Annotated in this window: 20 protein-coding genes; 8 read left to right on the top strand and 12 right to left on the bottom strand. The window is 41.0% G+C overall.

The genetic code is table 11. The annotated features are described in order from the left end of the window. Positions 1-5: 5 nt before the first annotated feature. The 5 genes from QZ407_RS09635 to QZ407_RS09615 all read left to right on the top strand — a co-directional run bounded on the left by QZ407_RS09635 (position 6) and on the right by QZ407_RS09615 (position 3309). Complete coding sequence (locus QZ407_RS09635; RefSeq protein ID WP_295770256.1) at positions 6-512, top strand: helix-turn-helix domain-containing protein; 507 nt, start codon at positions 6-8, stop codon at positions 510-512. Between the two features lie 75 nt (positions 513-587). After that, positions 588-959, top strand: a complete 372-nt coding sequence (locus QZ407_RS09630; protein WP_295770254.1) for a hypothetical protein — start codon at positions 588-590, stop codon at positions 957-959. 37 nt (positions 960-996) lie between these two features. Beyond that, entirely contained in the window at positions 997-1818 is an 822-nt protein-coding gene (locus QZ407_RS09625; protein ID WP_295770251.1) for a DUF393 domain-containing protein, read from the top strand. Position 1819: 1 nt separating this feature from the next. After that, positions 1820-2746 carry a TIGR01777 family oxidoreductase gene (locus QZ407_RS09620; RefSeq protein ID WP_295770248.1) on the top strand — a complete coding sequence of 309 codons (927 nt, stop codon included), beginning with the start codon at positions 1820-1822 and terminating at the stop codon, positions 2744-2746. A gap of 74 nt (positions 2747-2820) precedes the next feature. After that, on the top strand, positions 2821-3309 hold the full coding sequence (locus QZ407_RS09615) for an SRPBCC family protein (RefSeq protein WP_295770246.1): 489 nt from the start codon (positions 2821-2823) through the stop codon (positions 3307-3309). 9 nt (positions 3310-3318) lie between these two features. Here the strand turns inward: QZ407_RS09615 and QZ407_RS09610 are convergent, their stop codons facing one another. Next, positions 3319-3729 (bottom strand): lysozyme inhibitor LprI family protein, encoded by a 411-nt coding sequence (locus tag QZ407_RS09610; RefSeq protein ID WP_295770244.1) that lies wholly within the window; start codon positions 3727-3729, stop codon positions 3319-3321. Between the two features lie 182 nt (positions 3730-3911). Between QZ407_RS09610 and QZ407_RS09605 the strand changes: the two genes are divergently transcribed. Continuing rightward, positions 3912-4667, top strand: a complete 756-nt coding sequence (locus tag QZ407_RS09605; protein WP_295770242.1) for an oxygenase MpaB family protein — start codon at positions 3912-3914, stop codon at positions 4665-4667. A 25-nt stretch (positions 4668-4692) separates the two neighbouring features. Here the strand turns inward: QZ407_RS09605 and QZ407_RS09600 are convergent, their stop codons facing one another. From QZ407_RS09600 to nusB, 9 genes are all read right to left on the bottom strand, one after another. Further along, positions 4693-5307: a class I SAM-dependent methyltransferase gene (locus QZ407_RS09600; RefSeq protein WP_295770240.1), complete on the bottom strand. Its 615-nt coding sequence runs from the start codon at positions 5305-5307 to the stop codon at positions 4693-4695. Next, positions 5308-8028: an Ig-like domain-containing protein gene (locus QZ407_RS09595; protein ID WP_295770236.1), complete on the bottom strand. Its 2721-nt coding sequence runs from the start codon at positions 8026-8028 to the stop codon at positions 5308-5310. 153 nt (positions 8029-8181) lie between these two features. Next, positions 8182-8631 carry a MarR family transcriptional regulator gene (locus tag QZ407_RS09590; protein ID WP_295770234.1) on the bottom strand — a complete coding sequence of 150 codons (450 nt, stop codon included), beginning with the start codon at positions 8629-8631 and terminating at the stop codon, positions 8182-8184. Positions 8632-8899: 268 nt separating this feature from the next. Then, the gene (locus QZ407_RS09585; RefSeq protein ID WP_295770232.1) at positions 8900-9838 is read right to left on the bottom strand and encodes an MBL fold metallo-hydrolase; all 939 of its coding nucleotides are present in this window, start codon (positions 9836-9838) and stop codon (positions 8900-8902) included. A gap of 17 nt (positions 9839-9855) precedes the next feature. Continuing rightward, the gene (gene coaE, locus QZ407_RS09580) at positions 9856-10443 is read right to left on the bottom strand and encodes a dephospho-CoA kinase (protein ID WP_295770230.1); all 588 of its coding nucleotides are present in this window, start codon (positions 10441-10443) and stop codon (positions 9856-9858) included. 1 nt (position 10444) lies between these two features. Continuing rightward, positions 10445-11389 (bottom strand): YbbR-like domain-containing protein, encoded by a 945-nt coding sequence (locus QZ407_RS09575; RefSeq protein ID WP_295770228.1) that lies wholly within the window; start codon positions 11387-11389, stop codon positions 10445-10447. Between the two features lie 109 nt (positions 11390-11498). Continuing rightward, the gene (gene yajC / locus QZ407_RS09570; RefSeq protein WP_295770224.1) at positions 11499-11828 is read right to left on the bottom strand and encodes a preprotein translocase subunit YajC; all 330 of its coding nucleotides are present in this window, start codon (positions 11826-11828) and stop codon (positions 11499-11501) included. A 22-nt stretch (positions 11829-11850) separates the two neighbouring features. After that, positions 11851-12321: a DUF1573 domain-containing protein gene (locus QZ407_RS09565; RefSeq protein WP_295770221.1), complete on the bottom strand. Its 471-nt coding sequence runs from the start codon at positions 12319-12321 to the stop codon at positions 11851-11853. Between the two features lie 2 nt (positions 12322-12323). Further along, entirely contained in the window at positions 12324-13271 is a 948-nt protein-coding gene (nusB, locus tag QZ407_RS09560; protein WP_157542641.1) for a transcription antitermination factor NusB, read from the bottom strand. Positions 13272-13597: 326 nt separating this feature from the next. Here nusB and QZ407_RS09555 point away from each other — a divergent pair, with 326 nt between their 5' ends. Further along, a complete protein-coding gene (locus QZ407_RS09555; RefSeq protein WP_295770219.1) occupies positions 13598-15403 on the top strand; it encodes an ABC transporter ATP-binding protein in 1806 nt (601 codons plus the stop codon). A 9-nt stretch (positions 15404-15412) separates the two neighbouring features. Here QZ407_RS09555 and QZ407_RS09550 read toward each other — a convergent pair whose 3' ends face one another. Continuing rightward, positions 15413-16330, bottom strand: a complete 918-nt coding sequence (locus QZ407_RS09550) for a DUF72 domain-containing protein (protein WP_295770217.1) — start codon at positions 16328-16330, stop codon at positions 15413-15415. Between the two features lie 6 nt (positions 16331-16336). After that, positions 16337-17401: a M20 family metallo-hydrolase gene (locus QZ407_RS09545; RefSeq protein ID WP_295770215.1), complete on the bottom strand. Its 1065-nt coding sequence runs from the start codon at positions 17399-17401 to the stop codon at positions 16337-16339. 115 nt (positions 17402-17516) lie between these two features. On the opposite strand from QZ407_RS09545, the gene QZ407_RS09540 reads away from it, so the two are divergent. Beyond that, positions 17517-18194, top strand: coding sequence for a basic secretory protein-like protein (locus QZ407_RS09540; RefSeq protein WP_295770213.1), 678 nt, complete (start codon positions 17517-17519; stop codon positions 18192-18194). The last annotated feature ends 235 nt before the right edge of the window (positions 18195-18429 follow it).

Below are 18429 nucleotides of genomic sequence, written 5' to 3'. Positions count from 1 at the left end.
TGACCATGGAATTAGCGGAAGCCAAAAGTAAGTTTATTGAAGCGTGGGGTAAGCTGGGATCGGAGTGGGGAATAAACAGAACCATGGCTCAGGTGCACGCGCTGCTGCTGACATCACCGGTTGCCATGACCACCGAAGAAATTATGGAGGCGCTGAGCATATCACGCGGAAACGCGAACATGACCTTGCGCGACCTGATAGGATGGGGGCTGATAGAAAAGCAGCACAAAGCGGGCGAGCGTAAAGAGTATTTTTTTGCTGAAAAAGATACCTGGACCATTGCAAGGCAGGTTGCTCAGGAAAGAAAGAAAAGAGAGCTCGACCCAATACTTAAGGTATTGAACGAACTATCTTCCGTTAAAGGCGATGAAAAGGACCCTGAATACAAAACTTTTAAAACATCTATAACCAGCATAAATAAACTTGCAGGAAACGTAAATAAAACGCTCGAAACCATGCTGAAAGCCGAAGAGAACTGGTTCTGGGGTTCAATTTTTAAGATCTTCAAATAGATCTTATTTTTTTAAATCAATCTTTCAAAAAATACTGAAAATTCAATAATTATTATACATTTAATTTATCACATCATGAACTACTTCATTTTAACCTACATTGTTTATTTGTTAATCAGCATTGCTTTAACTGTTTGGGTTGCCAGGGTTTTATTTAGTAACGGGCGCATATTTTTGGTCGACATTTTCCATGGAAATACACTCCTCGCCGATTCTGTAAACAAATTACTGGTGGTTGGCTTTTACCTTATCAACGTTGGTTACATATCACTGGTACTTAAAGAAACGGGAGTAATTGCCGATGCCCGTGTACTCATTGAGGTGTTGAGCCGTAAAATAGGCACTATCATTTTAATATTAGGCGCCATGCATTTTCTTAACCTTACCATATTTTTTAAGCTGCGCAGCCGTGCCCAGCAAACAGGTAGCCAGCCTCATAACCAATAGTATTTGTATTTCATTTCATAGCCAAATTGAATAAGCCATGAAGACGCTCGAAAACCACATCATACTTTACGATGCAAATTGCCCTATGTGCAAGCTGTATACTAAAACGTTTGTAAACGCTGGCATGCTTGATAATAATGGCAGGGCAAGCTATCAAAACATGCCCACCGAGGTTTGCCCTGTGGTTGATCTGCACCGTGCAGTAAATGAAATTGCCTTGGTGAATACCAAAACAGGCCAGGTAAGTTACGGCATCGAAAGTTTATTAAAAGTATTCGGGAATGCATGGCCTGTTTTTAAACCGCTGTTTGGTTTTGCCCCTTTCATATGGCTACTTCGTAAAGTTTATGCATTTATATCTTACAACCGCAGGGTAATTATACCTGCGGTTAATAAGGACGATGATCCGTTACAGCCATCATTTAGGTTGGGCTACAGGGTTGCCTATTTGATATTTACATGGTTGGCTGTTGCCTTGGTTTTAACCAGCTATGCAGTACATCTGGCACTCGTTGTGCCAGTAGGGCATATGTTAAGGGAATACTTTATTTGCGGCGGTCAGATATTGTTTCAGGGCGTTGTAATCTCAGTGTTTATGCCTGCTAAGCGCTGGGACTACCTGGGCAATATGATGACTATATCTTTTCGCGGTGCATTGTTGTTACTGCCGGTTTTGAGCCTAGGTGTTTATATAGCGTTGGATGCCTGGGTTTATACTTTTTGCTTTTTGGGCGTAGCAGGTTTGATGTTGCTTGAGCATATACGCCGCACACGGATATTGAAGCTTGGATGGCTGCTTACCATAAGCTGGATGGCCTACCGATTATTGGTTTTAGCACTTATTTATTTAAACAACTAAAATGAAAAAGTACAATAAAATTGTACTTGCTGGAGGTAACGGTTACCTGGGCACAGTACTGGCAAACTTTTATAGACACGAGGCTAACCAAGTGATTATACTAAGCCGCAAGCCGGCTGCGAGCAACGAAAACATAAAAACTGTTTTTTGGGACGGCCAAAATGAAGGCGACTGGACCAAAGTATTGGATAATGCCGATATGCTAATAAACCTTTGTGGCAAAAACGTAAACTGCCGGTATACCGAGAAAAATAAAAAGGAAATAATTGCATCAAGAGTTGTACCTACAGCTTTGTTAGGTAAAGTTATAGGCAAGCTTTCCCACCCGCCAAAACTTTGGATCAATATAACATCAGCAACAATTTATCGCCACGCTGAAGATTGCGCGCAGGATGATTATACTGGCCAAATTGGTAGTGGATTTTCTGTAGATGTATGTAAACAATGGGAAAAAACATTTTTCGATACCGTTACACCTGCCACACGAAAAATTGCCTTGCGAATGGGCATTGTATTAGGTGCAAGTGACGGCGTATTCCCGAGGTTGCACAACCTGGTGAAATTTGGCTTGGGTGGCAAGCAAGGTAACGGAAAACAATATGTATCATGGATACATGAGCGTGATGTTGCCGGCATAACACAATTTTTACTAGAGCACAATGAGCTTGATGGAGTAATTAACTGCACCGCACCACAAGCAATACAAAACTCAGATTTAATGCTTAGCATACGCAAGAGTTGTCGTTCATTAATTGGGTTACCTGCGCCAGGCTGGTTGCTTGAAATAGGTGCGCTGCTTATTGGAACCGAGACAGAGTTAATACTTAAAAGCCGTTGGGTTACTCCAAAACGCTTACTTGATGCTGGCTATACGTTTAAGTATGTGACTGCGCCACAAGCTGTAGATAAGATTATAAGTAGTCAATAAAATGATTTTAACAGAGATGAGGCACCTGCTAATCAATATTTGCTTATGCTGTGACTATTAAACTCAAAACTTGAATGGCAGTAATCAAACTACAAACATTTATTGAAGCACCGGTTGTTAATTGCTTTTACCTTTCGCGCAGTATTGATTTACACGTTAAAAGCATGCATAGCCACAGCGAAAAGGCAGTTACAGGCATTACCAAAGGCCTGATTTGTTTAAATGATACCGTAACGTGGAAAGCCAGGCACTTTTGCATCCCTTTTAAAATGACTGTAAAGATTATTGAAATGAATGCACCGGGATATTTTGTTGACGCAATGACTATTGGTCCGTTTAAATACATGCGGCATTACCATGCTTTTTGGCCGCAACGTAATGGCACGCTTATGGAAGACGAATTTGTTTTCCGTTCGCCTTTTGGCTATCTGGGGAATATGGTTGACAGGTGGCTATTGAAACCTTATCTTACAAAATTACTTCAGCGTCGCAACTCATACATCAAGCAAGCAGCAGAAGAAGTCATAAATAGTCAATCCTTTGCCTTTACCTGCGGCAGGTAATTATAAGTTTTACGGTTGCCCAATTTTTATCGATCCGCTGCAAACATCTCCCTCGGGTATTCCGGTTATCCAGGCGCGTAAGTATTTGGTACGTTCTCTTGTTACATTTTCAAGGTAAAAGGCCTTACACATTGCTGCCGAACTTCCGCCGGCATCAGGGAACCGGGCAGCCAGATCCGCATTCCGTAATTTGATCCACAAGCGCTGCGCTGCTCTCATTTTTCTTACAAAAACCGGTTTTTTCGAATACTCTTTAACAATTTGTGCAAATACGGTATTTAGCTCCTTATCAGCTTGCTGATATTTTTTGTTGGCATCAGCTGTCATAGTTGCTTGTGACTGCGCCACAGCGGTATGGCTGAAGATTGTAAGAATGGCTATTAATATAATTCCCGGGATTAGCTTTGTAAGACTTGACATGATCATCTGAAATTTATTGCAAAGTATAAGTGCTCATACTTCAATAATGTTTTAATACTTGGTAATTACTATGAGTAATTACTAAGGGGTTTTGTTTAGATATTTATATAAGTAATGTGAAATGTAAGTGAGTTAAAACTTAGTTTAATTGATTAACTTTGTATATAAAAGTACTTTTAACTATGAAATATTTTGTGAGTGAGGATTCGATAGTGCGTAGTATATGGGGGAAGGCTGATACCGTTCTTTTCATATTTGCCGGTGCAGCGGCTGAGTTTGCACTTAATAAGGCGGTAGACTGGCTTTACTTTACCGGTAACTTACCTGCCGATCCGTTAGCACGCTTATTTTCAACCGTTGAATATTCCAAGAAAATATTGTTCTCGAAGTATGATGATGCATTATGGGCTATAGATAAAATTACTGCTATACATAAAGGAGTAGAAACTGCAAGGGGTATGGAAATACCTCAATGGGCTTACCGCGATGTTTTGTATCTTTTGATTGATTACTCGGTACGATCATTTGAACTGCTTGAACGTAAACTTACAGACAACGAAAAACGCGAGCTTTATGATGTTTTTTATCGCCTTGGTAAGCGTATGCAAATACAAGACTTACCCCAAAGCTATAGCGAATGGATTGTAATGCGCGAAAATCATTTAAAGGAAAACTTAGTTTGCAGCACCTTTACAATTGACCTGTACAGGCAGTACCGCAAACATTTGGGCACCGGGCGTTACCTATTATTGAAGCAGGTACAAATGCTGCTTGTACCCAACCAGGTTTTTAAGCTTTTAAATTTCAACAGCCTTCAGTGGCTCGGGCCGGTATTGGGGCTGTACAAGTTAGCTAAGCAATTAAAGCTCGACTGGTTGCTTAAAGAAGCCATATTGCCGCCAAAGTACAAACTGCAAATTAAAGGCTTAGATAACTGACAAAAGTTTAATATAGTTGTGGTGTTTACAGTTTTTGCAAACACCAGGTGGTCATACATCGTAAGTTTTGAACGTTTGTAGTTTTGATGGGCTCATGTAAATAGCCGCCTAATTCGGTAGTGTAATTAAGCAATCTTTCTTCATCCACCAAGTACCGCTCCGAACCATCGGGCAGCAAATAACGGCCGCCGCCGGTGTGCTGCACTAAGTTTTCAATACCTATGTTTGATGCCAGCCGCACAAACAAATAGCCGCCATGCTTTAAAACGCGCCACATTGAACGCAGCATGTTATCAAAATGCTCATGATTGTTGGCAAAATGCAAAACGGCGCTGCAAATGAGCAAATCAAAGCTTCCATCTGCAAATGGTAAGTTTTCTGCAACGCCAGTCTCAAAGTTTTGCAAACTGTTTGAGGTGGCCAGGTGAGCAGATAATTGCTTTACATTTTCAATTGCTTCGCGATTAGGGTCGATGCCGTGCACCTCGTAATTGTTTTGCAGAAACCAAATCAGGTTTCTGCCGCCTCCGCATCCTACATCCAGCACCTTCCGGCAATTATCGTAACGGCCCTTCAATAACTGATCGAACAGATAGATATCAATGTTACCGAAAGTTTGCTGCAAGTTGTTAGTCATCATTTACTGCACTTTGTACCGGTAAACCGACCGGCCTATGTTACCGTCTTTATCAAAGCCTTCAATTACTGCGCGGTAGCTTCCTTTGCCATCGGCGTTGTAAAATTCTACGCTTGTAGCACCGGTAGCCTTATCAGTAACTACCCGGGGGTTCCAGTAAATAGTACTGCGTAAATCCATACCTACAGGTTTGGGCACATCGTACTTAGGCATATAAAACTCGCGTGCAATATTATAACCCTTAGGCATTATATTAACAGTATTAGGCTGTGGAATAAGTTCCTGTAACTCTTGTAAGCTTATTTTTGTGCCTTTTGGTGGTGTTTTAGTGTTAAACACCAATACGCCGTTAGTTTGGTTGGCATTGTTAATCAAGCCTAAATCATCGCGCAAAAAGATTTCAACCGATTCAACATCTGTTGATTGCATGCTCGCAAGGTAATTTACATCAACAGGCATACCGCGTACATAAATAGCCATTGGTACCCTGCGGCCCTGGTTGTAATCGCGGGTTACGTAAAACGCATTAGTGCTTTGATCATAAGTTACACCCATAAGCGTGCCTTGTAAGCAGGTTAGCAACATAGGGCAAATAAAGCGGTCGCCGGTTACTAAATGGTCCGGGATACTGCTTAAGCCTGAAAGGGCAGGGTAAGCCGTATGGTTAATTTTAGCAGTTTTAGGCGCACGTACAACTACTTCTTTAAGCACGTGCATACTGTTAAACTGTTTTTTACTGTTTAGCAGGTAAGGGCGCATGGTGCTGTCAATATTGGCAACCTCATCAGGGTAAAGTTGATTTTTGTTAATGGCCGGGTAGGTGATAGGCTCGAGCATCAACATCAGGTTTTTGCCATTATAATTATTTTTAGCAGTAGCAATTATCTTCATGGAATCAGGGAACGACAAATTGCTAAATTTAAAACGACCCTCCGGATCACTCACTGCATTGGCTGAAAAATACTTATCAGGAATGTACAAACGTACATTCCCACCTTTAAAAGGCATGCCGTTAAGCGTACGTAAAGTGCCTGCTATTTCAATGCCTTGCTCAGGTAAATACGTTATTGGCTGTAACCTGCCTGCTATTACATCAGTATATGAGAAACGACGGTATCCCTGTGTTAACATTAATACATCAAGGTCTGACACGGTTTGATCATTAGCCTTGTTAAAGTAATAGTTTGGTTTCTCAATGTAGCCTTTTAAATCAGATGTTAACAGCAAGCTGGTTAGTATGGTTGTTTCACCATCCTCATCAACAGGCACCTTGCTTTCATCTATTACCGATACAGAGAAGTTTCCGTCAACTGGTCCCGTTTTGTTTTTGGCAGTTACATTAAATTTAACCTTTTGCCTTACACCATACGCGGGCTTATCACTGGTTACGTTGAGGCTAAGTTGATCTTTATGCTGAACGAATATTAAACGCTCACTTACTGGTATACCCGTACTGGTAAATAAAGTAAATTGTACAACTCCAGTAGGAAACTTACTTGACGGAATATTGGCAGAAAAAACCTGCTCTTTCAAAGCTGTTTGCGCTGCGAAGCAGACTGTGTTTGAGCTTTGCGCTATGATATAAAAAACTTTACCCTTATTGGCTTCAAAGAAAGCCGGGCTTGCCAGCATTTTAAGCGTTACATTTTGAGCATCAGCTGTTGTCATGCTCAAATTTATGCCTGAAACCTGCACCTTGGGCAGGTCATAACTTGCTTTCAATCCGTTGGCAAATGTAATGTTTGCTTTATACTGTTTGCCGGTTTCGGGCAGCATGGTGAATGAGCCCATGCCAGCATGTTGTGAGCTGATATTGGCAACTGTGGCTCCGCTGTTATCAGTTATAACACCTGTAAAATTAATTCCGCGTCCGTTTGATGATACGGCTTTTACTGCAACACGCGTACGTGTTCCAATGAGCAATTCGCCTCCTTCAGGAAAGAACTGCACATCGGCATTGCCTAATATTGATTTAAGCGGAAAGCTTCGGCCTGCTCTTTTTCCGCTACCTAAATCAATAAATGCGGTGATTGCTGCACCAGTTAAGTCAATCTGCTTATTGTTGGTAAATGTTACGGTAAGTGCGCCGTTCTGATCGGTTGTGCCTTTGCCTTTGGCTACATCATCAACATTGCTGCTAACCTCCCAGGTTACCTTTTTACCGGCTTGCGGGTTTCCATCGGTATCTTTAAATACTATGCGTGATGTAATTTGTAAAGATTTATCTGAACCGGTTTTTGTGGAGGTAATGGAAGTGTTTATTTGCTTGTCAATAGCATTGCCAACAGGCAGCGTTTTAGTAAAGAAGTACGCGGCATCAAAGTTGGCCATCCATTTACTATAAGCACGTATGTGATAGTTATCCTGTCTGAAAGTAAGCTCTGGCAGTGGTATGCTTCCGTAAGCAACGCCCTCTTTTACAGGCAGCTTCAGCATTTGCACCAATGAGTCGCGGCTATTCATCAGCTCAACGTATATTACCTTACTCAGTTGGGAGGGTTGCTTATAGTTGTCTGTTAAGTATGCTTTAAAAAAAACGGTATCATCAACAGCATAGTAAGGTTTATCAAAATGCAGGTACAATTTTTCAATAGGCCGTGAGCTGGCCATTTTGCCTGTTTTTTCAATAATGCTGTTCAGGCTTACACTATCCTGCTTTTGTGCAAATACAGGAGAGCCAAACAGGGATATGATAAGAATAGATAAAGCGTAACGGTATATCATCAGGAAAACTCCAATGGTGTAATGGTGGTAAATATACTATGCTAAAAACATGCTACCTAACTTAAAGGCATTGTTTAACATTTTTTACATTAACCCCAAAATTGAAAGTTTATTGTTTAATAAACCGTTTGGAAAAACGCAACAGGCAAGTTGCTATCCCCTCAGTTTGTCTAATAAGTCGCTAAGCTGCGCTGCCTCGTCTTCAGTAAGGTTATGCCTGAACAAATCTGATGTTTTAAATTCAACATCCATCTTATCTAAAATTTCAAGGCCTTTGTTGGTGATATGTATATCAACCGCACGCCGGTCAATATTATTGGTGCAGCGAGATACCAACTCCTTTTGAACCAAACGATCAACAATACGCGATGCGTCAGACATCTTGTCTATCATGCGTTCCTTAATCATGTTGATGGTAACAGGTTTGGGCCTTTGTCCGCGTAAAATACGCAGCACGTTAAACTGCTGACTGGTAAGGTTATACTTTTCGAAATTTAAGCGTAGCAAATTACTTAGCCAGCCCGAAGTGTATGATATATTAATTACTGCTTTGTGGTAATTATCTTCAAATTTGCTGCTCTGTATTTCGTCTTCTATTTTCATTCAATTACAATTATAACAAATAAGAGGGTAACATTTACCTGCTTAAATTTTGTTTTGGGTTATAAAACCACTTATTATTTTGTATTGAAGATTTATAATACATCAAAAACCTTGTATTTAAACGAGATATCATTTATCAATCTTCGGCGTAAATTTGCTGTTTAATTTATTAAATTCAAATATTAGTTAATTTTTTAGCTAAGGTAAGAGAAGATTTGCGGTTACGCAATTGATAACTTATATATAAAAAGGCGCGTTACAGGTATGTTTACGACAATGATTTAGTAATCAACTTACCGGCGAAGTGATTTTTTAGATGGGAGCCATCACCATGCAAGGTCCATACTTGTTGGGGCTTTACGTGTTCAATGGTTTGTAAAGCATCATCCCAATCGGCATGGTCTGATATATACAGCGAATCTTTTTCATTCACCTGGAGGTTTTTCCACCCTGAAGCAAACAGTCTTGTAACCCCTGTAGCTTTGTAGTAACTGTCAAATGTAAACGGCGGAACAATGTAAACATACTCGTTTTGCGCTTTCATCAGTTTACGACTGTAAAGCTCATAATTTCCTAAATGAATGTCATGTTTTTCATAAATGGCATTTAGGGGCGCAATACGGAAGTGTACAAGTACTTTTTTTTGCGGAACAAAGTCATTTATCATTCTTATTAGCCGTTGTGCTTTGCCTAAGCCATAAGCACCCAGCAAAATGTTCGTTTTAATATTTTCCAGTTTCTTTATCTCGGCAACAGGATCAGGGTGTAGTGTTTGAGGATTGGCAAAGGTGCTTTCGGTGATAAGTACATCGGCATGTACCCATTCAATAGGTTGGCAGGTAGGGTTGGCCTGTAACTTATAGTCGCCGGTGTACAGGTAAGTAACACCTTTGTATTCCATTACTATTTGAGCCGAGCCAAGCATGTGTCCGGCCGATATGAATTTGATTCGTACGCCACCCACCTCAAAATATTCATGCCATGAATGTACTACAAAGTTTTTGCCGGCATTTTTGCCATAGCGCAAGTGCATAAAATCACGTGTGGGTGCTGTGCAGTGTATGTTGCGGTTGCCAGGCACCGCATGGTCGCCGTGTGCATGGCTGATTATTGCATGTTCTACAGGTTGCTGCGGATCTAAATAAAAGTTACCATAACGACAATAAAGCCCGTTAGCATCAAAGGCAATAAAATCTTCTAAAATCATGAATAAACAGTTGGGCGTTATTGCCGGGTAAATAGTTTATGAAGGTTAAGTACCTGCGGAATTACCGGAACTGAGTTATCATTATTAATAATGTAATCAGCCAATTTTTCTTTTTCTTCCTGCGGCATTTGCTTCGAATTACGTGCTTCGGCTTGTTCAATGGTAATATTATCGCGCTCCATTACGCGCTGTAGCCGGGTTGGGGTAGGAGCTGTAACGAGTATAGTATGATCGCAATCTTTATATGAGCCGCTTTCAAACAATATGGCAGCTTCTTTTAAAACGTATGGGGCATCAGTATGATTAATTATCCAGGCATCAAATGCCCTGAATACAGCAGGGTGTACAAGGCTGTTTAGCTTGTTAAGCTCAGCAGCGTTGTTAAATACAATTGAACTGATAAGCTTTTTATTCAAAGCACCATTGTTGAAGTATGCCTCGTTGCCAAAGTGCTGCTTTAACGCTTCAATAAGTTGTTTATCAGTAGTCATCACTTGCCTGGCAGCATCGTCTGAATAGAATACAGGTATGCCTAAAAGCTCAAAAACACGGCATATTGTTGTTTTGCCGCTGCCTATGTTGCCGGTAATGCCAATTTTAAGCATCTTATTTTTTTACAAGGAAGTTAATGTTACGCGGAACGGTTTTTACAATGCGGCAGTAAGCAGGCACACGGGTTATGTTTACAGGTAACACGGTGTAGCCTTGTTCCCACAAGCCAAAATCGGCAGTGGCCTCAAAAAAGTCCTCATCAAGCTCTGTGTACCTACTCAATGGTACCGTAAAAGTAATGTTAACCCTGTGCGGTACCAATTTTACATTATAGTAATGCACGTTGTTGATAAGCTTAACAGGTATGCTAAGCGTCTTCTCAGTAAACTCTTCAACCGGCACTTTAAGTTGAGTGCTTTTAGGATATATGCTAATGTTGCCCTCTTTTACCGGTTGCAAGCCAAGCGTTGTATTAATTGGTTGATTAACGTTATCAAGCTTAAGCGTATCAGTTTTCCATGATGTGATATGTTCAATTACATTACCAGGCCCATTTAAGGTAACGTAAGCCGGTTTGAGCTGAATTTTTTCTGACTGCTGGTACTGCTGCTGGTAAGTTAAATTTAATACAGGTTCAATTGGTACCCTTTTAACTACCCGATTTGTGAAATCAAAATACAACGTATCGGGTGTGAAGGCAATTATTTTGTGACGCGCGTCCATCACTTTGTTAATTTGCGCAATTTGAGTGTTTAAAGCAATGTAATTGCTATGCTCAAGTGTATGCAAATCAACCTTAACAGGTTCGGTAGATGAACTTACCTTTGAAAATAACACCTGCCAGCCGGTGCCCTGCATTATTGCTTCAACCGTATCGGGCTGCAATGCCCTGAAGGCACGCTTTTGTGGTGCGTTTTTAAAGGTTATTGCCTGCTTAACTGTAAAACTATAAGTGCCCGATAAGGTGGCTAAAATCCACGCCACTGTGGCAATAAGGAAGCAGGTAATAAATACCGACAAACGCCTTCTTTCAGATACAGATAGTTTTATGATGGGCATAGGCAAATACTGCTTTTAGTTATACTGTTTTGCGTAGCTTGGTTTACCGCAAAATTAAAATGCCGTTTCTCTTATTAAAAAAGAAACGGCATTTTCAATATTCTGTTTATTAAGCTTTGGCTTCTTTTTCTTTAGCCGGTGCATTAAGGGCTTTTGAGGCATCAAGTGAAATGGCGGCTTTATCAAAGCGAATTCGGCCGTTATCAACTTCAACCAAAAAGGTGGTTTCATTTAGGTCAACAATACGGCCGTGTATGCCGGCTGTAGTAACTATACGATCGCCTTTTTTTAGTTCCTCAACATATTTTTTCTGGTCTTTTTGTTTTTTCATTTGCGGGCGTATCATAAAAAAATAAAACACCACAATAATCAAAACCATTACCACTATTTGCTGAGTAGCCATACCGCCGCCAGCTTCTAATAAAATTGTTCCTAACATTCTATATATTCTTAAATAAGTACTACTTAGTTTTTACCGCATCTTTTGCCAATACTTCGCCAATGAGGCGTACCCGGTTTTCGGCAGGTACAGTGTTAGCTACTACGGTAATAATCTTCTCTTGCATACCAATTTTACCGGCACTGTCAAACGTAACCTTTATTACGCTTGAGGCACCAGGCGCTATTGGTGTTTTGTCAAACTCAGGTACCGTACAGCCACAGGTTGCGTAGGCATCTTTTATTATTAAAGGCGATTTACCTGTATTGGTATATTTAAACTCATAGGTAACCTTATCGCCCTGTTTAATTTTTCCAAAATCATGAGCCTCTGTTTCAAACTTCATAACAGGAGCCTCGGCTGCATTTAAGCTCTTTGCTACTGCCCCATCGGCAACGGCTGTACTATCAGCAGTTTGCTGTGTATTATTGGTTTGGTTGCAGGCGCTAAGGGCAATTGCCAGGCATAAACCTGCGGTAATTTGTTTAATCATTGTTATTCAATAAGTCCGCGGCCTGTTTTACGAACACGGTTTTGCTCTTTTAATTCGAATAAAATTTTATCTAAAATACCATTTATAAACGAGTTGCTTTTTGGTGTGCTGAATTCTTTGGCTATTTCAAGGTACTCATTTATAGTAACCTTAACGGGTACCGAGTTGAAGTTTATAAACTCAGTAATTGCCATTTTCATTAGCAGAGTATCCATCATGGCAATACGTTCAGGCTCCCAGTTCTGGGTTTTCTGGCCAATCATGCCTTGGTAGTCGGCATCATAACGCACGGCCAGCTCAAACAGGTCAACTATAAAGTCCTGGTCTTCTGCCCAGTTACCTGTAACATCGGCCAGTTTATTCTGCTTCGGATCGTCGTATGAGAAGTTTTTGAAAGTTTTAGCTATCAATGCTTGTAATACGTCTTTATCAACCGGCCAGGCAATAAACTTATCTTCAAAAACCTGCTCAGCTAACTGCGACTTAAGAATTACCTTTTTAAAGATAAATTTGATGATGTCTTTATCGGTTTGAAGGGTATCATCAGTTTTTTGAAGGTACGCGCGGTAGTCGTCAGAGTTCTTCAGCGTGATGAATAATGATTTTGCAAGCTCGGGTTCAAAATCCCACGATACTTTGTATTTTTTGATAGCAGCAATGTAATCTTTGTTTACATGCAGCGAAGCAATGAAGCGGTTTTCAAGAATTTTAAGGTTAGGATTAAGATCCTCGGCGGTAGGAAGGTGCTTGTTAGCGCGTTCCTGGGCATCGTTGGCGGCGTATTGTATTACTTCATCAATTAACGACAGCATCCAGATGTACATTTCGAAAACCTTATCAATGTTTTGCAACAAAAGCTTTTCGTGTTGTTTTTTATCTTTCGGCTCAGATTGATGATAAGCGTATAATGCCTGTAATACTTTAACCCTAAGGTGCCTTCTATTTAACATGGGTAAGAACGGTTTTTTTCGGTGCTAATTAATGTTTCGGTTAACGGTTGAATTAAGTTAAGCAGTTGAGCAATTGTTTTGTTGCTGTAATTGCAAAAAAATAAACGCCAGCTTGCTGCTATTATTGCTTTAATAAACCAGTTAACCAATGCTGGTGCAAAAGTAGATATTTTTTTGATTAAACCTAAACGGCGTTGCCTAAATAGGCACTTGCCTGTATGTAAGAATTCTGTTAAATAGAAATGATCATACCAGGCTAACGTATGTTTTGCACAGTGCCGAACATTTAAGGGTGCTGAGTGTTTTTTACTACCTTTGCCAAGCTTATGAAAAGCCTTGCTTACTTAAATAAGTTTTTTTACAAGTACCGCTGGAGGCTGGTGCCGGGTGTGCTGTTTGTAATTATTTCCAATATTTTTGGGGTACTACCAGCCCAGGTTATACGTATATCCTTTAACCTGGTGGCCGAAAATATACAGATATACCACTTGTACGCAGGCTTTGAGCGGCAAGATGTTATTTACGATATATTTGGAGCAAGCTTGTTACTTTTTGGCGTATTGGTATTGGCATTATCGCTTTTAAGAGGCTTGTTTTTGTTTTTTATGCGTCAAACCATCATCCTTATGTCCAGGCATATTGAGTTTGACCTTAAGAACGAAATCTATGAGCATTATCAGCGCCTGTCGCTGGCGTTTTACCGCAGGCATAATACCGGCGATTTAATGAACCGTGTAACCGAAGATGTTAGCAGGGTGCGTATGTATCTTGGTCCGGGTATAATGTATGCCATTAACACGGTTGTATTGTTTGTGCTAACCGTTTACGCCATGATGAGCGTAAATGCCCGTTTAGCTTTCTTTTCATTATTGCCAATGCCTTTATTGGTGCTGAGTATATATTACGTTAATAACATTATTGAGCACCGTAGCGAGAAGATACAGGAACGTCTGTCTGCCCTTTCAAGCTTTGTGCAGGAAAACCTATCGGGTATCAGGGTAATAAAGTCATACGTTCGCGAAGACTTCGTAAACGAGAAATTTAGTCATGAAAGTGAAAACTATAAAACGCAGTCAATGGAATTAACCAAGGTTCAGGCTTTGTTTTTTCCAATGATGTTATTGCTTGTAGGAATTAGCAGTGTGCTTATTATTTACATTGGTGGAGTAGAGGTAATGAAAGGTAATATAACATCGGGCAATATAGCTGAGTTTATAGTTTACTTAGGGCAGCTTACCTTTCCTGTAATGTCATTAGGCTGGGTGTCATCATTAATACAGCGTGCAGCGGCATCGCAAAAGCGCATTAATGAATTCTTGTTTGAGCAGCCCGAAATATTTTCGCCTGCGGTATTGCCAAAACCAGTTACCGGTAAAATTGAGTTTAATAACGTAAGCTTTGTTTACCCTGATACGGGCATTAAAGCACTTCGGTCAGTATCTTTTAGTGTTGAACCGGGGCAACTGGTGGCAATTATAGGCCGTACAGGCTCGGGTAAATCAACCATTGCCAATTTACTTATGCGAATGTATGATGTTACGGATGGCGAAGTTTTGATTGATGGTTACCCTTTAAAGCAATTGAACCTGGAAGGATATCGCTCGCAGGTTGGGTTTGTACCACAGGAGGTGTTCCTGTTTTCAGATACCATTGCTAATAATATAGCATTCAGCGCCGATGTGCTTGACATCAATGCTGTAGAGCAGGCTGCTAAAGATGCTGCCGTCTACAAGAATATCATGGAACTTGAACAGCAGTTTCAAACGTTGATAGGCGAACGCGGTGTAACCCTTTCGGGCGGACAAAAACAGCGTGTTAGTATTGCCCGTGCTATAATGAAACAGCCGCAAATTCTTGTTTTTGATGATTGCCTTTCGGCTGTTGATACACGTACCGAAGAGGAAATTTTAGGAAACCTAGGGCGGGTTATGAAAGGCAAAACCAGCGTAATTATTGCTCACCGTATTTCAACCATTCGTAATGCTGATAAAATACTGGTAATGGATGAGGGTCACATTGCTGAACAAGGCACCCATCAGGAACTGATGGAAAGGCAAGGCATTTACTTTGACCTTTATGAAAAGCAATTGCTGGAAGAAGAGGAAGTTTCCCCGGCTCCTGAAAATAAATAAAACCAGTAATTACTGATTAAACAATGTATTTGGCTCAGGATTGTTGAATGGCCGGGCAATGCTCATATTAAGTTCGTTGTTTATACGCTCAATAAAATAATCACACAGCACCGGCGCCGCTACCTCGTCAGACTGGTGCATGCCTAAATAAACCGATTTAAGGCCTACTTTACTCCATTCTTTTATACGCTCAATCCACTCATCCATCCGAACGTAATCGGTAGGGTGCAAAGCGTTACCTACAAACCTTAGAAATAAAGCAGGCGTTGGTAAGCCCATATGCACTACATCGCGCCGGCCGGCGGTATCGGTGACAATTGCGCCAATGCCTAAACGGTGCATTAGTTCAAATACGGCGTCGCGGGTTTGTGGTACACCAAACCAATCACGATGACGCAACTCCAAAAATATCTCGAGGTCGCGCGGCAGGCTTTCAAGGAAAGCTTTTAACGCAGGATAGTCCTTAGGGGTGAAATTGTCATTCAGCTGCAAAAACAGCGGACCCAGCTTGTCTTCAAAGGCCAGCATGCTTGTTAAAAAGTCGGTAGTTATTTCGTCTGCACCCTTAAGCCTTTTAATATGGCTTATGAGTTGGTTAAACTTTGGGCAAAACTTAAAGTGAGGGTTGGCAGCCGCTTTGTCTTTCCATTTACGTATGGCTTCTGCATCATACATACGGTAATGGGTAGTGTTAAGCTCAATCATGTTGAAATGCTTAACATACTCCTGCAAAAAGTCAGCGTCCCGCGTTTTTGGTGGATATAAATTGCCTTTCCAAACTTTTTGTGCCCAGCTCGAACATCCAACGTAAACCTCAGGTTGCCCGAAGCTTTTACGCTGTAGCGAAGCCGCGGTTACAGGCATATCGGGCGGCAAAGTGTAATCAATAAAACTAAGCTGTTGCTGTGCTACCTTGCCAAACTCCATATGCTATTAAACAATTTCTTTAAGTAATTTAATGTAAAGCTCTATACCCTCCTCAATCTCCTTAAGGTAAATAAATTCGTTGGCGGTATGTGATCTTGCTGAATCGCCCGGCCCCATTTTTAAAGACGGAATATCGAGCAATGCCTGGTCAGACGTGGTTGGCGATCCGTAAGTGCTTCTGCCAAGCTTTATGCCGGCTTGCACTATTGGGTGGTTTTTATCTATAGATGATGGCTTAAGCCTAATAGACCGTGGCACAACATCACAGCTTACCTGCTGTTGAATAATGTTCAGTACTTCCTCGTTGCGGTAAGCATCGGTAACGCGCACATCTACCGTAAAAGTACAAGTAGCAGGAACCACATTATGCTGCGAACCTGCGTTTATAATAGTAACCGACATTTTAATGGGGCCAAATAGCTCCGATTCCTCAGTGAAACGATAGTTTCGAAACCACTCAATATCTGCCAGCGCTTTATAAATAGCATTTTCGCCCTCCTCGCGGGCAGCGTGCCCCGCTTTACCATGTGCTGTACAATCAAGCACCATCAGGCCACGTTCCGCAATGGCTAATTGCATGAGGGTTGGTTCGCCCACAATGGCAAATTCAAGCTCACCTAAGTCAGGTATCACCAATTCAAGCCCGTTAGTACCCGATACCTCTTCCTCGGCGGTGGTAGCAATGCAGAAATTATATTTTAGATCGGTTTGCTCGTAAAAATGCATAAACACTGCAATAAGTGAAACCAGGCATCCACCTGCATCATTACTGCCTAAACCATAAAGTTTTCCGTCCTCAACCGCAGGCTCAAGCGGGTTACGCGTATAACCCGAGTTGGGCTTCACAGTATCATGATGAGAATTAAGCAAAATAGTTGGCTTTGTCTTGTCATAATACTTGTTGTACGCCCATACATTATTAAGCTTGCGTTGTGTGCTGATATTTTGCTGGTTAAAAAAAGCTTCAATAATATCAGCAGTTTTATCCTCTTCTCTGCTAAATGATTGGGTAGAAATCAGGCTTTTCAACAGGTTGACCGCCTCGCTATATAGGGTTTCAATGGTATTCATAAAGGTGCTTTGGCCTTAAAGGCGTTAACGCATTCGGTGCAAATGTATAGGATTTTTTACATAGTATATGTTAACACTGCTTGTGCAATTTGGCTTTATGACCGTAAATTGCCATATGAAAAAGCATGCACTTTATTTAAGCATGGGTTTAACGGCACTGGTTGCCTTTAACAATACTTATGCTCAAAACAAGGAAACAATTAAACGTAAGGGTTACACATTAGTATTTACAAGCAATGATAACAGCTTTAACCCCAAGGTTAAGCAAAAACTTATCGAAACGTTCTTTGAGGTGTATCCTAAGATTGCCAAAGAGTATAATAATAAAACGCTTAAAGAAGTGACTTTTGTAATTGATACGGCTTACAAAGGGGTGGCAGCAACTTCAAATGGTCGCATTGTTTATAATCCCGGCTGGTTTAAAACACATCCTGAAGATATTGATGTAGTAACGCATGAAGGGATGCACATAGTACAGGACTATAAGCAAAGTGTTGGGCCGGGCTGGCTTACCGAGGGTATTGCCGATTACGTACGGTACAAGTTTGGCGTTAATAATAGCGCCGCAAATTGGAAACTTCCTGAGTACAAATCAACTCAACATTACACAAACAGTTACAGGATTACTGCCAGATTTTTGAACTGGATTGAGCAAAAGCAAAAAGAAGGTGTAGTAAAAGAATTAGATAAGCAGTTGCGGAATCATTCCTACAACGCCGATAGCTGGAAGCAACTGACCGGAAAATCACTTGATGAGTTATGGACGCTTTACAGCGCTAACCCAATGATATAAATGTAAAAGAGGCCGTATCAATTTGACACGACCTCTTGCTTTATTTGAGTTAATAATAGAGTTTCAAATTTTATTTGCTACTTGCAGCTTATTCTCTGCTGGCCAGTACCTGTGCAGGAGTGCTTTGAGCTGATTGTTGTTGCATACCTGCAAAGATCACACCCTCGGTGTACGCATGGCCTTTGATGCTCATGCCGGTGGTGCCTTTGGCTAGTGCTGATACCACTACCTGGTA

The sequence above is a fragment of the uncultured Mucilaginibacter sp. genome (assembly GCF_913773635.1).
Taxonomy (GTDB): Bacteria; Bacteroidota; Bacteroidia; order Sphingobacteriales; family Sphingobacteriaceae; genus Mucilaginibacter.
Note: the sequence above shows the minus strand (reverse complement) of the source record. Positions and strands in the feature narration are given on the sequence as shown.

Bases quoted from the DNA above. Each gene is read 5' to 3' on its own strand.
- QZ407_RS09635 (WP_295770256.1), top strand. From the start codon at position 6: ATGGAATTAGCGGAAGCCAAAAGTAAGTTTATTGAAGCGTGGGGTAAG.
- QZ407_RS09630 (WP_295770254.1), top strand. From the start codon at position 588: ATGAACTACTTCATTTTAACCTACATTGTTTATTTGTTAATCAGCATT.
- QZ407_RS09625 (WP_295770251.1), top strand. From the start codon at position 997: ATGAAGACGCTCGAAAACCACATCATACTTTACGATGCAAATTGCCCT.
- QZ407_RS09620 (WP_295770248.1), top strand. From the start codon at position 1,820: ATGAAAAAGTACAATAAAATTGTACTTGCTGGAGGTAACGGTTACCTG.
- QZ407_RS09615 (WP_295770246.1), top strand. From the start codon at position 2,821: ATGGCAGTAATCAAACTACAAACATTTATTGAAGCACCGGTTGTTAAT.
- QZ407_RS09610 (WP_295770244.1), bottom strand. From the start codon at position 3,729: ATGTCAAGTCTTACAAAGCTAATCCCGGGAATTATATTAATAGCCATT.
- QZ407_RS09605 (WP_295770242.1), top strand. From the start codon at position 3,912: ATGAAATATTTTGTGAGTGAGGATTCGATAGTGCGTAGTATATGGGGG.
- QZ407_RS09600 (WP_295770240.1), bottom strand. From the start codon at position 5,307: ATGATGACTAACAACTTGCAGCAAACTTTCGGTAACATTGATATCTAT.
- QZ407_RS09595 (WP_295770236.1), bottom strand. From the start codon at position 8,028: ATGATATACCGTTACGCTTTATCTATTCTTATCATATCCCTGTTTGGC.
- QZ407_RS09590 (WP_295770234.1), bottom strand. From the start codon at position 8,631: ATGAAAATAGAAGACGAAATACAGAGCAGCAAATTTGAAGATAATTAC.
- QZ407_RS09585 (WP_295770232.1), bottom strand. From the start codon at position 9,838: ATGATTTTAGAAGATTTTATTGCCTTTGATGCTAACGGGCTTTATTGT.
- coaE (WP_295770230.1), bottom strand. From the start codon at position 10,443: ATGCTTAAAATTGGCATTACCGGCAACATAGGCAGCGGCAAAACAACA.
- QZ407_RS09575 (WP_295770228.1), bottom strand. From the start codon at position 11,389: ATGCCCATCATAAAACTATCTGTATCTGAAAGAAGGCGTTTGTCGGTA.
- yajC (WP_295770224.1), bottom strand. From the start codon at position 11,828: ATGTTAGGAACAATTTTATTAGAAGCTGGCGGCGGTATGGCTACTCAG.
- QZ407_RS09565 (WP_295770221.1), bottom strand. From the start codon at position 12,321: ATGATTAAACAAATTACCGCAGGTTTATGCCTGGCAATTGCCCTTAGC.
- nusB (WP_157542641.1), bottom strand. From the start codon at position 13,271: ATGTTAAATAGAAGGCACCTTAGGGTTAAAGTATTACAGGCATTATAC.
- QZ407_RS09555 (WP_295770219.1), top strand. From the start codon at position 13,598: ATGAAAAGCCTTGCTTACTTAAATAAGTTTTTTTACAAGTACCGCTGG.
- QZ407_RS09550 (WP_295770217.1), bottom strand. From the start codon at position 16,330: ATGGAGTTTGGCAAGGTAGCACAGCAACAGCTTAGTTTTATTGATTAC.
- QZ407_RS09545 (WP_295770215.1), bottom strand. From the start codon at position 17,401: ATGAATACCATTGAAACCCTATATAGCGAGGCGGTCAACCTGTTGAAA.
- QZ407_RS09540 (WP_295770213.1), top strand. From the start codon at position 17,517: ATGAAAAAGCATGCACTTTATTTAAGCATGGGTTTAACGGCACTGGTT.